The following is a 14,606-nucleotide window of genomic DNA, read 5'->3' as shown; positions in this document are numbered from 1 at the left end:
GCAGGCAGGTTGCACCAATTTCCACGGATGCGATAAATCCCTTCTTGGACAACTTTTGGACAAGAAGGAATAATTGCATGTTTTTACTCTAATGTCTTTTTTGGAAAATACTTTTTGGTGAATCTGTCAATATTGATTTCTGAATCCAGATGGATTCCTTTTTCAATAAAGTTGAAGAGTTGCCCAGAAGCATAAGGAGCAATCATTACTCCTCGGGAACCAAAACCATTCAATACATAAAGGTTTTTATGTTCGGGATGTTGCCCCACCAGAGGTCGTCTATCCACAACCGTGGGTCTAATTCCTGCAACATGATCCACAATTTCAAAATCGCACTTGAGGAAAGTCTTTAATTTTTCCAAGAGTTCCGATTTGGCCTCTTTGGTTGGAGTATTGGTCTTGTCTTTCCATTTATAGGTAGCTCCAACCCGATACAAATCTTCCCCCATTGGAATGGTGAACACCCCAGATTTAATCACATTTTTCTCTATATAATCCGCCGCTTTGATACTCAAAAGCTCTCCTTTGGTTCCATTTAAGGGCAAATACTGGAAAAATGGGTTGTTTTTAAGCCCGTAGCCCTCGCAAAAGACAATTTGCTTGGCCTTGATAGTTTTATAGGAAATATGTTCCGAGGTGGCGTTAAAATGGGCAAAGTCGAAAGTCGAAAGTTGGAGGGCGCCATTTCTCTCCAAATATTTCGTGTATGACGACAGCAGCACCGCAGTATCAATACGTCCCGTGTGCAGCACTTCGCCAAAACCGTATGGAGCATCCAAGGAAGGGTTTTTGTTTTCTTGAATCTTGGTGGACATAAAATCTTCCAAGCCTGGCTTGTCCGCCGCCTCAAACCAAAGGTTCTGCTCTTCAATGGATGCAAACTTGCGAAGTACTCGCAATTTATGATCTAACCGAACACCCAATTTCTGTTCCAAATCCATATAAAATGGCATGGCAAGGTCCAGTTGTTCCTTGGCCTTCCAGGCCAGAGTAAAACGCTTTAGAATAACCGGGTTGTACATGCCCCCCGCCACCAAAGAGGATTGTTGGGAGTTATCTGAAATGACATGATATGTCTTTCCCTCTTTTTCAAGGGTTTCGCAAAAGGAGATTCCGGCCAATCCCAGTCCCACAATCAAATAATCGTACATACTGCAAAAGTAGGCATCCGGTTATTCATTCAAAAGATGAATAAACAGCAAATAAAAAACGCCGCACTTTCGTGCGGCGTTTTACTGTATAGAATTGGAAATTTATTTTTGGGCTTATCCCGAATAAATTCGGGATTAATTCGTCTAGCAACCTTTTTCGCTCATTGGCTCAAAGGTCGAGACTCATTTAATACGCCCACATATCCTGTTCCCTATCGCGGATGACCTCCTTGATTCGTTTGGCCTCCAACAATTGGAACAGTGCATTGTCAAATACGTAATCGTCTATTTCACGATCCCCGTGGACATTGTCCTCCTTATAGATTATTCCGTTGAAACGTCTTGCATTCAACAGCATATCAAAAGAAATGGGTCGTGCGGAGTTACGCTGGTTATAGACCTTGGCCTCATGCAGCACCTGACGGGCGGCAGGATACCATATCCAGAAAAGTTCTACTTTGTTTTCGCCTGGATCTACAGACTCATCGTCAATAAAGTTTACGTCCGGAGCTACGGGGGCAATTCCCAATAGTCTGTACTTCAACTCACCTTGACGCTTGTCAAAATACCACATTCCTTTTATGCGATACTCTTCAATATCAGCTGCGCTCAAATCCCTTTGGTTGATAAACTCCGCAGAAATCTGCTCTCCAGCGTTCAATTGCTCGTATCCAAGGTCAGTAGTATCCACCTTTCTTAACGTAGCGCTTAAGTCTCCTAAAGTTCGTTTTTCAGTGAAATACGAATCGGTGTACACCTCGGTCAGTTTCCCATTTCTGATGTTCTTCATCAAAACATGGTACAAAGACCTTCTGTCCGCACCAATACCAATGGTATCGGTTGGGTAGTACAATGGAAAGTTAACACGCTCGTCCAGGTCAATGGTCTCCCATACGGTCTTGGACCAAAGGATATCCCGATCGTCTACGTATCCGTAGGCAAGTGGGGCGTCATTGTCCTGTTCTTTTTGGGCCTCGGTCTTTATGCCTATATCCTGTGGCAACTTGGCATTCAAAATGTTTGCCTGGCCCAACATGGATACGGGCGCCAAAGCCAATGCTCCAATGATTAATGCATTTTTCCAATTCATGATTACTTCTATACTTTATTAGTTTGTAAGCTCAACCACAACAGGAGATACTTTCTTCAACTTGTATGTTCTGTTGTTTGTGATATAAGCTTTAATATCGAATATCTGAACCGCCTCGCCTCTCTTGGCACGCTTTAAGGCAGACTTGGCTCTTCCATCCAATTTATTTCCGTTTACGTTGATGGTTGGCTGACCTGGCACCTTGAACTTAAATCCGCTTACGGCTAGGTTCAAGTCAAAATCAAAGTCTTCCAACATAGCGCCAACTGTAGAAATCTCAAGGTTTCTTCTTGGCATTTTAACGCTACCAGCTTCTCCTCGTACGGTACCACCAGGTCTTGGGATATCCTTGATCCTAAACTCAGATCTTGTGGAAATACCTTTTCCATCTGGCAATGTACCTGAAGCAGTAATGGTAACTGTTCTACCCGTACCTGGATTCATTACATAGTTGCTACCACTTCTTCTGGTCAACCCAGGAGCATTGGCGCGTACTTTGTTATCTGGAATACCAGGAATGGAGATGGTCATTGGGTTGGACACACCACGGTATACAACGTTCATCTTGTCTGCAGAAATAACCGCAGCATTAGGTTTGGTAATGGTAGCAAAAGAGTTATTCACTTCCACTGGGATTTCCTCACCATCCTGCATAAAGAACATTGTTCCGGAAATTGTGTGGTCACCGGCAGCACCGGCACTGATCAACAACTTGATACCACCTTCTTCCAAGATATAATCCTTCTCGGCAGCAAGGTTTCTACCATCCAACTTCAACTCAGCCCTAACTGGCTTAGAAGAGTTATCGGTCTTACTGATGATAATTTTACCATCGTACTTCTCACCTGTGTAAAAAGCAGTTTTGGAAGCGGACAAGGATGTAGCGAAATTCTTCAAGGAAACGGCTTCCGTCAAGTTACCTTCCAAAAGTCCTTTCAATACTTCTTGCTCTGTAGACATGATATCTGCCTGCAACTGTGTGATCTTGGTCAAGGAAGCTACCAAAGGATAACCCTCAAAGTGGTAGTTCATCCAATCTACTTTGACTCCATCTCTTTGTCTCTCAACCTTGCCATTCTGATCACCAGTTTCAAAACGGGTTTGAACAGCTCCTTTAATCTCTCCCATGTTTTCTGGAAGTGCAGCAGAAATCTTGGTTCTATAATTATTCAGTTTTGACAAGAACTCTTGACCATCCGGCTTTAAGTTATCGCCTTTAAAGAATAGATTGTCCAAATAGTCAGACTTATCCATTACAACATAGTTGTTGGGATCTTCCTGATCGGCCAACATACCCTTTTTCAACTCCTCCAAGTACTCGTAGTACTCATTGGAAAGTTGTTGAACGGTCTGCGCCTTTTCATACAATGGACCATATTTGATCGCATCTTCAGATGCCTTAGTCCCAAGACCTTCAAAATAGGCCAAATTGTTTGCTTCGGCTTTTTCGTTAGAAGTCTCTAGCTTGGCATTCATCAATCCGAATGCGGCAAGAACTTCCTTGCTCATATTTAATGCCAACATCGCGATGAAGATCAAGTACATAAGGTTGATCATCTTCTGACGTGGTGTCTGTTTTCCTGATGCCATGTTTTTTATCTAATTAGAATTATTAATTAATTTGATCTGGGGTTTGGTATATCAATTAAACCCTAATTAGTTTTTGCTCATGGCAGAAAGCATACCTCCATAAACTCCGTTCAAGGAAGAAAGGTTGGTAGCCAAAGATTCCATTTGCTCTTTAAGAGCTCCGGCATTCTGTACTACTTCCTCATTGATGGAAGCTTGACGGCTAGCGCTTTCCAATTGTACTTTGTACAAGCTATTCAAAGACTCCATTTGAGCGGCAGCATGTGACAACTCTTCAGAGTACTTCTTAGTGTGTTGGATCGCATCTGTTGTAGGAGCGATGTTTTTGGCAGCTCCCTCAAAATTCTTGATACTCTCACCCAAGCTGTTGAACAACTCAGAATCGATATTGGCTTCTTTTAATAGATCATCCAATTTTCTGGAAAGAAGACCCTCAGCTTCTTTAGCTTGCTTAGCGTCATTCTTGTTTCCTTTGGTCTGACCGTTGGCCAATTCTGGGTATACCAAAGACCAATCGTACTCGTCATCTACTGGTTCAAACGCAGAGATAGCAAAGATCAATGCCTCAGTAATTAGTCCGATAGCAAGAAGTAACCCCCCGTTCAGTGGTCCAAATTCCCAGTGAAGGATTTTAAATAGTGCACCAATAATTACTACCGATGCCCCAAGGCCGTAGGCCATGTTAAACAGCTTTTTTGTTGATTTTGACTGTGCCATAATTCTAGTTTTAATTAAGTTATATAAATAAGTATTTGGTTACTGGTTTATATAATGTTCTCTTTCTTAATTTATCTGGCAGAAGGTAACCCGTTTCTACCGTTGGTGGAATCTTCCTCGCCCATATAATCCTGAACGGTTCTAAATCCGATATAGCTACGTGCGGAATCCTGGTATTCGTAATCCCGTGTACTTACTTGCAAGAAATAAGCAACGTCTTTCCAAGATCCTCCACGAATCACTTTTCTTTGGTTTTGTCCAGAACCGATATTTGGGTTCATGGTGGACAAATATTCATAGGCCCCTTGGTCAAAGCTGGAGCTTGTCCACTCCGCTACGTTACCGGCCATGTTATATAGGTTGTAATCATTTGGCTCATAAGACTTTGCCTCCACAGTGTACAGGGCAGCATCGGCTGCATAATCCCCACGTTGTGGCTTAAAGTTGGCCATAAAACAACCTGTGTCGCTGATCACATACGGACCACCCCAAGGATAGGTTCCTCCTTCAATTCCACCACGGGCAGCATACTCCCATTCGGCTTCAGTAGGTAACCTAAACTGGTTTACAAATTGTTTACCACGTGATTTCTGATCATCGTTCTTGAACTTGGTTCTCCAATTACAGAATGCTTTGGCCTGCATCCAGTTTACACCTACAACAGGGTAATCACTGTATGCATCATGCCAAAAGTAATCATTGTGCATGGGTTCATTATAGGAATACTCGAAATCCTTGATCCATACGGTAGTGTCTGGATAAATCTCAAGTTCTTCATGCTTAATAAAGTCTTTTCTTCTTCCTTTTTTGGCTCTAGCGGCAGCTTCAATGTCCATCCAACTGTATTTGTACTTCAATTGAGTAACATCTATGGAACGCAATCCATTATAACTTTCCTCTTCCGGCAAATAAATGGAATCCATAACTTCGGCGTAGTACTCATCTGGGTATTCCGAGGTGTCCCAAACCAAGTCCACATCCTTGTTCAAAGCCCTACCCTCATAACCTGTCTCGCCGAGACCTGCATAATTGTCGAGCATATATTTATCATAAACTGAAATTCTGGAAGTGTCGGTGTCCTTGAAGGCATATTCCCCAATCCCTTCATCTTCTGGGCCAATGCCCAACTCATCGGCCAAGATGGCCAATTTGGTTCTAGTAATGGAATCCTTCACCCACTCCACAAACTGTCGATACTCACTATTGGTAATTTCCGTATCGTCCATATAAAAGGAACGTACGGTCACTGTTCTAGTAGGAGCATTCAATACTTTAGCCTGATCTTCCTCAGCCTTACCCATTACGTAGGAGCCACGGGGAATTAGTTCCATCCCATAGGGTTTCTCTGGATACCATTTTTTTCCTTGGGCTCCAACGAGTTCACCTTTTGACTTTGAATTTGAACCGCAACTAGCGAGTAAAAAAGCAAGTGCTATAGATGAAAAGAATAGCTTTCTCATACTTTAGGTTAAATTTTCGATTTAGTTTTTTAAACTGTGCTACACAAATTTCTTATTCTCAAAACTGATTTTTGAATAAATTATTGTGTAAAAACAGTTAATGGTCAAAATTTAATTTGTTCAGTTAAAGCCCTTTCTGTAAGCTTTGAACCACCTTTCGGGAATCTTCTGGTTGCAAGCATCCAAATAGTCCTCCTCGGTGCATGGTAATAACGCCGCCGAATTTGTTTTAGTATGTTCGGGTAAAATTGATGGCACCTCAACCCACCAACGCTCTGTTACATGGCTTTTATAGAAGATCAGTTCTTCGGTATCCGTAGGTACAGTGAATTTGGTAAAGTCCTCACTTTTGGAACTTGGAAACTCCGTTATCCTAAAACTGATTCCTTCAATGAAGTACCAAATAATTTGCGCAATCATTTGGAAAGCCTGTAAGGAATTCTCCCCTTCATATATTCCAAACAAGGAAACCTTATCGCTTATTCCTGCATATCGCGCTATGGCACAAATCTCCCTTCCTGTAAATCCGTTGGGGGAAAAGTTCTTGTACAAACCCATTTCGCTAGCGCGAATAGCCCGTAGATCCAGACTAACAATATGGGAACTCCTCAAAATGGGTTCCGCCAATGAAATGTTGGCCGCAATATCTCCCAAGCGATAGGCATCAAAGAAAAGTCGCTCCATCAAATCAATTTCCTCCTGGGCATTAAAATAGCTTTGGTAACCTATATTGGAAAAATTGAAAAGATTGTTCGGTTTGTCTGTGATGATTCGGGTCATGTAGGAGTGGGAAGATATCAACTCTTCTTCCTCTCCAAAATCAAAGCGGCTGTCTATGGACACTAGGTTAACCATTTCCTTGATTTTATCAAACGCCCTGTAGGTCGGAAATGTGATATCTTGGGTAGCCCCTATTATAATAGGTATAATTTGCTCTTCCAAAAGACCGGCCACAACCTCTTTTACCACAAAGTAGGTATCCTCAACCGTGTCTCCTTCCTCAATATCGCCAATATCCAAAATTGTGGAATTCCAGTTCCCCGTCATAAGACGATACAGCTGAATCCGAATTTCGTCCACGTCCAAACGCTCCGGTTTTTTCTCGAAGGCATTTCGGGATTCATTGACGGCAAAGATGGCTACCGTTGCATTGGCAAATACGGGAAGGCCCTTCTTCTCTGTGTGCTTGTGGATGCTTTTTCCCAGGGCCTGGGGCGGAAGTAATTCTGAATAGGCCAGTACTTTATCACTGACCGGAACCAAAAAATCGAATGCCATTTATTTTTTTGCTTTCGCCTTTGTTTTCTTTTTAGGTGTTTTCTTTTCCAAAAGGGCCTGTGCCTCTTCCAACGAAATCTTGGTAGCATCCACATCCTTGGACAATTCTACCTTAATTCTGCCTTTGATAATATTATGTCTTCCCCATCTGGCCTTTTCAATTCGGATTTTCTCAGCTGGCCACTCCTGGACCAATTTCTCGGCCTCCTTAACTTTTTTGGCCTCAATAAGCTCTCCTATATCCGCTTGGGACAAATTATCAAAATCGTATTTTTTGTTGACATTGATGAACATGCCATTCCATTTGATGAAAGGACCAAAACGTCCAACACCCTTGGTGACTTCCAAATCTTCATAATGGGCGATGGGGGCATCGGCTTTTTGCTTGGCCTTGATCAACTCAATGGCACGATCCATATCCACATCAAAGGCACTTTCTCCCTTATCCAAGGAAATGAACTTTTTGCCAAAACGGACATAAGGGCCAAATCGACCTACATTGGCCTCCACTTCTTCACCTTCATGCTGACCCAATTTTCTTGGGAGCTGAAAAAGTTCCATAGCCTCTTCAAAGGTGATGGTGGAAATGGATTGTTCCGGCAACAAACTGGCGAACAAGGGTTTTTCTTCCTCTTCTACAGTGCCTATTTGAACCATAGGGCCAAAGCGTCCCAATCTAGCGGCCACTTGTCTTCCTGATTTTGGGTCGGTACCCAAAACCCGTTCCCCGCTGGCACGTTCCGCATTTTCCTCTACATCAAGTACCTTGGGATGAAAGTCCTTGTAGAACTCCTGCATCATTTTTTGCCAATCTTCTTCCCCATCGGCAATTTCATCAAAGTTCTCTTCCACCTTGGCGGTGAAATTATAATCCAAAATGGTGGTAAAATGACTCACCAAGAAATCGTTCACGATCATTCCAATATCCGTGGGCACCAATTTGCCCTTATCGGAACCTATCATTTCAGAAAGGGATTTCTCAGCTATATTTCCAGCTTCCAATAACAACTGGGTATATTTTCTTTCCGTGCCTTCCACGGTTCCCTTCTCTACATACCCTCTATTTTGAATGGTTGAAATGGTAGGCGCATAAGTGGATGGTCTTCCAATTCCAAGTTCTTCCAGTTTTTTCACCAAAGATGCTTCGGTGTATCTGTACGGTGGTCGGGTGAAACGTTGGGTCGCTGTGATAAAATTATTTTGGAGTGCTTCTCCCACACTCATGGCAGGCAGCATTCCTTCTTGTTCCTCAACCTTGTCCTCCTCATCAATACCTTCCAGATATACTTTAAGGAATCCGTCAAACTTGACCACTTCCCCATTGGCAGCGAATTCCTCGCCATGGGTATTGGACTTGATCTTTACGTTGGTGCGTTCCAATTGGGCATCACTCATCTGTGAAGCCAAAGTCCGTTTCCAAATCAATTCGTACAATTTGGCTTGATCTCTTTCCAAGGACGGATTTTGTTTGGACATATCTGTTGGCCGAATGGCTTCGTGAGCCTCTTGAGCACCTTTGGATTTGCCTGTATAGTTCCTAACCTTACTGTAGGACTCCCCATAATTTTGAACAATGGCGTCCTTGGCCGCGTTCAGGGCTTCGTTGGAAAGGTTTACACTATCGGTTCTCATGTACGTAATCAAACCTGCCTCGTATAAGCGTTGCGCCACTTGCATGGTCCGGCTTACTGAAAAGTATAGCTTACGCGAAGCTTCTTGTTGCAAGGTTGATGTGGTAAAAGGAGGTGCCGGGGACTTTTTGGCCGGCTTTTTGTCCATACTGGCCACGGAAAAGTTCGCGCCCAAATTTTGTTGCAAAAAGTTTTCAGCAGCTTCTTTGGTCGGAAAGGTTTTTCCAAGTTTGGCCGCAAAATTATTTCCGTTGGAGGTTTTAAACTCGGCACGGATTCTATAGGAAGCTTCTGGTGTAAAACCTTCAATTTCCCGTTCTCGTTCCACGATCAATCGTACAGCAACAGACTGCACCCGACCCGCGGACAATCCCGGTTTTATTTTTTTCCAAAGCACGGGAGATAGTTCATACCCCACCAGCCTGTCCAAGACCCTTCGGGCTTGTTGGGCGTTCACCAGATTATAATTGATTTCCCTAGGATTTTCTATTGCCTTCTGGATAGCGGATTTGGTAATGGAGTTGAAAACAATCCGTTTGATTCGGCTTTTATCCAATTTTAGGGCTTCGGCCAAATGCCATGAAATGGCTTCCCCTTCACGGTCCTCATCACTGGCCAACCAAATGGTATCTGCTTTTTGAGCCAAATCTTTCAGTTTTTTTACCAAGGTTTTCTTTTCCTTGTCAACCGTGTATTTGGGTTTAAATCCATTGTCCACATCAACACCAAGTTCTTTGGAAGGTAGGTCTACAATATGACCAAAACTGGATTCTACCTGATAGTCCTTTCCCAAAAAACGCTCAATGGTCTTAGCCTTTGCAGGTGACTCAACTATAACTAAATTCTTAGGCATGCAACGGGGTTTAGAGGTAACAAAAGTATATGAATTTTTCGATTTTGACTTTTTGACAAAATAAAGCGCAAAAAAATATCCCGCTTAAAACGGGATATTTGAGAAGGTTATTGTATTTGATTACTTCAAGTCAATTTGGCTCATCAGCCTGATGTCGTCTTCCAGATATTCATATTGATACAACACCTCATCACCAACCATGATCAAATGGCTTTCCAAAGGAATAACATCAAACGTAACAATATCTTTAAAATGATTTAACTGTTCCAACTCCATCACATCGGTCTTATCATAGACTTTAAGCCCAGAGCTTCCATCACACACAAACAACTTTTCATCCCGTATACCTAAACCATAGGGTTCATCCATAGGGTAATCCACGGTCAACTCCGGATTGGCAATGTCCGAGATATCCACAATAAAGAGTCCGCTTTCCAAAGCCCCACAATTGTTTCCTCCTCGCAAAGTTACATAGGCATAATCCCCATCCACCACAACAGGATCACAAGCAGTACCATGTTGAAACTCGGATACAAAAGTTGGGGTTGCAGGAGAGCTGATATCATAAATATACATTCCTCTCATACTTCCCAAGAATAAATGGTTGCCCCTATTGAAAATGGTCTCAATATCGAATCCAGCATATACATCCTCCAAGTCTACAGGGTTATCCAAATCCGAAATGTTGAATACATTAATATTATGGCTGTCCACAGCGTAGAGGTAATCTTCCACAATCTTAAACCTCGCCAGCGACCCTCCTTGTCCAGCGCCTCCTGCATCTGAAGCCTCTGCCAAGGCTATATCACCAAAAAATATTACATCTGTATTTCTTTGTTCCTCCACTTCAGCAATCAATCTTCTTTCCGTGGTAGTTTCCCAACCGATCAACACTTCAGTTTCCCAATTAAAATCCTCATTTTCTATGATATCGGCTTCAAAGGGCCAAAATACATTATTATATAGCATATTCTCAAGTCGGTTAACTTGAGCTATATTATTAATGTCAGATATATCCAATACAACTAGATCAGTCAAACTGTCGGCATATAGGAAATCATCCTTAACAGAAATATCCACATTTCCGGGAATTTTGATAAAGGCAATTTTTCTAGGTTGCAGCGGATTGGAATTGTCAATTACATGCACCCCTTGGTACTTGTCATTGATAAAGATGTAATCTTGATAGGTGTACACTTTCCCCGATTCATTGATAGGAGTTGGAGCTATGATGTCAATAGTGGTTAGTTCTGCCTTGCTGATAACAAGAGGTCTGGCAACCAAGTATTCTGCATAATCACTGTCATCATTGGATTCACAGGATACAAAGCTTATGGCAATTAAGGATAAAACCAGTAGAATTTTCTTTTCCATTTTTTGTATAAGTTTATTGGATTGTATAGCATTTGATAGATAAGAAGTCTGGAATAACGTTGCGTGGATTTTCACAAAAAAGTTTAAATATATAGCGTATAAAACCCTACTTTTATTCATAATTCTTCAAATTGAGAGCACTTTTTTTATCAACCTTATTACTTATTGGAATAAGTAGCACGGCCCAAAAACCTTTTAAAGCCTACAGTCAAAACGTTTCAGGAACAGATGTCCAAGTTAAAATGGTGCCTATTCAGGGAGGTTCTTTTACCATGGGAAGTCCATCCAACGAAAAAGGCAGAACCAGCGATGAGGGACCAACGCACTCCGTGGAAGTTGCGTCTTTCTGGATGGCCGAATTCGAAATAACCTGGGATTTATACAATCTTTACGTGTATAGGTCTATTGACAACCAAAGGGATTCCAAAAATCTGGCCAGTGAAGCTTCCATTGAAGTTGATGCTGTTTCTGGAGCTACGGTTCCCTATATTGTGATGGATTTTGGTATGGGGGTTGAAGGGCATCCCGCGGTGAGCATGACCCAACTGGCTGCCTCTAGATTTTGTGAATGGCTATCTGCGATGACTGGCAATTTCTACCGACTTCCCACCGAAGCCGAATGGGAATATGCCTGTAGGGCAGGCTCACAAAGTGCCTACTCCTTTGGAAATAATGCTTCCAACTTGGATGAATATGCCTGGTCCAAAGAAAATAGCGATGGAAAAACGCATCAAGTAGGTCAAAAAAAACCCAATGCTTGGGGACTGTACGACATGCACGGAAACGTAGCAGAATGGACCTTGGATAAATATGACCCTGAAACCTATTCCAAGCGAAGAAAAAAGACCAACGTAGATCCATTTGTTAAACCGGACAAAACCTACCCGAGAACATTAAAAGGAGGCTCCTGGGCAGATGCCGCAGACCGATTAAGGAGTGCTTCCCGAAAAGTTTCCCAGAAGAAATGGAAAATAAGAGACCCTCAAATCCCAAAAAGTAAATGGTGGCATACCGATGCCCCTTTTATCGGATTTAGAATTGTTAGGCCCTATAAAACCCCTAGTGCCGAAGAACAAAAAGTATATTGGAAGGAAAAACATACAAACTAAAACCATGTCGCAAAATCGCAAAAACAACGTAGCAGAAAAATTGAACAGACGATCGTTCGTCAAAACCACCGGACTCGCAACCGGTGCGTTAATGACCAGCTCCCTACCCATGAATGCCATGGGCTATGTAGCAGGAAACCAGAAATTGAAACTCGCCCTGGTTGGGTGTGGGGGACGTGGCACCGGTGCCGCGGTTCAAGCCTTAACGGCCGACACCGACGTAGAATTGGTAGCGATGGCGGATGCTTTTCAAGATCGTTTGGAAAACAGCCTTAATGCCATCATCGAACATTTTGATGGCGAACGCAAGATCAATGTAAAAGAGAAGAATCGTTTTGTGGGCTTTGATGCCTACACCAAAGCCATAGATTTGGCAGATGTGGTTATCCTGACCACCCCTCCAGGATTTCGTCCCTTACATTTTGAATACGCCATTGCGCAAGACAAACATGTATTTATGGAAAAACCCGTGGCAACGGATCCTGCCGGGGTTAGGAGGGTATTGAAAAATGCCAAAATTGCAAAAGAGAAAAATCTGAACGTGGTGGTTGGTTTGCAACGCCACTATCAAAAAAAATACCACCGACTTTATGAACAAGTGCAAAATGGCGCCATTGGACAAATTGTATCGGGACAGGTGTACTGGAACAGTCGTGGGGTTTGGGTAAGACCAAGAACGCCGGAACAAACCGAGATGGAATACCAGATGCGCAATTGGTATTACTTTAATTGGCTATGTGGTGACCATATTTTGGAGCAACACATTCACAATATTGATGTGGCCAATTGGTTCATTGGAGAATATCCTGCCTCGGCCCAAGGTATGGGTGGTAGGCAAACCAGAAATGGCAAAGACCATGGGGAAATTTATGATCATCACTTCGTGGAATTCACCTATCCGAGTGGAGCAGTTATCTCGAGCCAGTGCAGACATCAAGAAGGATGTTTTGCAAGAGTGGATGAGGTATTCCAAGGTTCCAAAGGCGGAATCGTGACTGGTAGCGGAGTAATCTCGGACTTAGAAGGAAATACCCTATTAAATACCAAAAAGGAGGGCGACCCGAATCCCTATCAAGTGGAACATGACAAACTCTTTGCTTCCATCAGAAACAAGGAAGTAATTGCCGATGCGGAAAACGGTGCCAAATCCACCTTAACGGCAATTATGGGTAGAATGGCAACATATTCTGGCCAAACCATTACTTGGGAACAGGCTTTGAATTCGGATTTGAGTTTGATTCCTGAAAACCCAACTTGGGATTCCAACCCACCCACGGTACCGGATGCCGATGGAAGATATCCAATTCCCATGCCTGGGGTAACCAAATTTGTTTAATCCCAAATCAGCTGAATATATTATGAAAAGAAGAACTTTTATAAACAGCACCGCCATGGCTGGTGCTGCCCTGGGGGTTTCCCCAAATTTATTTGGAGGAGAAGCCAAGCCCATGGGACATACGTTCAATTTAAAATATGCACCGCATTTGGGCATGTTTAAAAACAAAGCTGGCGATGATCCCATTGACCAACTTAACTTCATGGCAGACCAAGGCTTTAAAGCCTATGAGGACAATGGCATGAAAAAGCGAACGGTTGCCCTACAAGAGAAGATGGCCAGCACCATGGCGAAAAGAGGCATGGACATGGGCGTTTTTGTGGCCCATGAGATTTACTGGAAAGAACCCAATTTGGCCAGTGGTGATAAAGACCTTCGGGAAGAATTCCTATCCCATATCAAAGAGTCCGTTGAAGTGGCCAAACGTGTAAACGCCAAATGGATGACCGTGGTTCCCGGTCATGTAGACCTCAGACAAAACATGGGATACCAAACCGCCCATGTGGTGGAATCCTTAAAAAGGGCATCTGATATTTTGGAGCCGCATGGCCTTGTTATGGTTTTGGAGCCATTGAACTTCAGAAACCATCCAGGTCTCTTTCTATCGGAAAGTCCACAGGCTTATGAAATTTGCAAGGCGGTGGATTCCCCTTCGTGCAAAATTTTGTTCGATATCTACCACCAACAAATACAGGAAGGCAATTTAATCCCCAACATTGAAGCATGTTGGGATGAAATTGGATACTTTCAAATTGGGGACAACCCCGGCCGAAAGGAGCCCACCACAGGGGAAATCAACTATAAAAATGTATTCAAGTTCATTTACGATAAAGGTTACAAGGACATTTTGGGCATGGAGCACGGCAACTCCATTGAAGGCTCAAAAGGAGAGCAAGCAGTCATAGATGCGTACAAGGCTTCGGACGATTTTCTCTAAAATTTGGTTAATCCCTTCATAATTCAACTGCCAAATTGTCACTAAATTGGATTATGCATTATCTTTGCATCCCATTATAG

The 14,606-nt window shown here is 42.8% G+C and carries 11 protein-coding genes; 3 read left to right on the top strand and 8 right to left on the bottom strand.

Features of this window, described 5'->3' with window-relative positions; translation table 11 throughout:
- Positions 1-83: 83 nt before the first annotated feature.
- From FGG15_RS15785 to FGG15_RS15750, 8 genes are all read right to left on the bottom strand, one after another.
- On the bottom strand, positions 84-1,151 hold the full coding sequence (locus tag FGG15_RS15785) for an NAD(P)/FAD-dependent oxidoreductase (RefSeq protein ID WP_138837964.1): 1,068 nt from the start codon (positions 1,149-1,151) through the stop codon (positions 84-86).
- 187 nt (positions 1,152-1,338) lie between these two features.
- Positions 1,339-2,241 (bottom strand): type IX secretion system ring subunit PorN/GldN, encoded by a 903-nt coding sequence (gene porN / locus FGG15_RS15780; protein ID WP_138837962.1) that lies wholly within the window; start codon positions 2,239-2,241, stop codon positions 1,339-1,341.
- A gap of 18 nt (positions 2,242-2,259) precedes the next feature.
- The gene (gene porM / locus FGG15_RS15775) at positions 2,260-3,831 is read right to left on the bottom strand and encodes a type IX secretion system motor protein PorM/GldM (RefSeq protein WP_138837960.1); all 1,572 of its coding nucleotides are present in this window, start codon (positions 3,829-3,831) and stop codon (positions 2,260-2,262) included.
- Between the two features lie 66 nt (positions 3,832-3,897).
- Positions 3,898-4,548 carry a type IX secretion system motor protein PorL/GldL gene (porL, locus tag FGG15_RS15770; protein ID WP_138837958.1) on the bottom strand — a complete coding sequence of 217 codons (651 nt, stop codon included), beginning with the start codon at positions 4,546-4,548 and terminating at the stop codon, positions 3,898-3,900.
- A 71-nt stretch (positions 4,549-4,619) separates the two neighbouring features.
- A complete protein-coding gene (gene porK, locus FGG15_RS15765) occupies positions 4,620-6,008 on the bottom strand; it encodes a T9SS ring complex lipoprotein PorK/GldK (protein ID WP_138837956.1) in 1,389 nt (462 codons plus the stop codon).
- A gap of 120 nt (positions 6,009-6,128) precedes the next feature.
- A complete protein-coding gene (locus FGG15_RS15760; RefSeq protein WP_138837954.1) occupies positions 6,129-7,286 on the bottom strand; it encodes a formimidoylglutamase in 1,158 nt (385 codons plus the stop codon).
- Positions 7,287-9,770: a type I DNA topoisomerase gene (gene topA / locus FGG15_RS15755; RefSeq protein ID WP_138837952.1), complete on the bottom strand. Its 2,484-nt coding sequence runs from the start codon at positions 9,768-9,770 to the stop codon at positions 7,287-7,289.
- A gap of 120 nt (positions 9,771-9,890) precedes the next feature.
- Positions 9,891-11,144 carry an LVIVD repeat-containing protein gene (locus tag FGG15_RS15750; protein WP_138837950.1) on the bottom strand — a complete coding sequence of 418 codons (1,254 nt, stop codon included), beginning with the start codon at positions 11,142-11,144 and terminating at the stop codon, positions 9,891-9,893.
- 131 nt (positions 11,145-11,275) lie between these two features.
- Here FGG15_RS15750 and FGG15_RS15745 point away from each other — a divergent pair, with 131 nt between their 5' ends.
- Genes FGG15_RS15745 through FGG15_RS15735 form a run of 3 tightly spaced genes read left to right on the top strand, consistent with a single transcriptional unit; the run spans position 11,276 to position 14,526 of the window.
- A complete protein-coding gene (locus FGG15_RS15745) occupies positions 11,276-12,253 on the top strand; it encodes a formylglycine-generating enzyme family protein (protein ID WP_202619564.1) in 978 nt (325 codons plus the stop codon).
- 4 nt (positions 12,254-12,257) lie between these two features.
- On the top strand, positions 12,258-13,589 hold the full coding sequence (locus FGG15_RS15740; protein ID WP_138837949.1) for a Gfo/Idh/MocA family protein: 1,332 nt from the start codon (positions 12,258-12,260) through the stop codon (positions 13,587-13,589).
- A 22-nt stretch (positions 13,590-13,611) separates the two neighbouring features.
- Complete coding sequence (locus FGG15_RS15735) at positions 13,612-14,526, top strand: hydroxypyruvate isomerase family protein (protein WP_138837947.1); 915 nt, start codon at positions 13,612-13,614, stop codon at positions 14,524-14,526.
- Positions 14,527-14,606: the final 80 nt, after the last annotated feature.

The sequence above is a fragment of the Flagellimonas algicola genome, from assembly GCF_005937185.1.
GTDB classification, from domain to species: domain Bacteria; phylum Bacteroidota; class Bacteroidia; order Flavobacteriales; family Flavobacteriaceae; genus Flagellimonas; species Flagellimonas algicola.
This window is presented reverse-complemented; position numbering and strand designations above follow the sequence as displayed.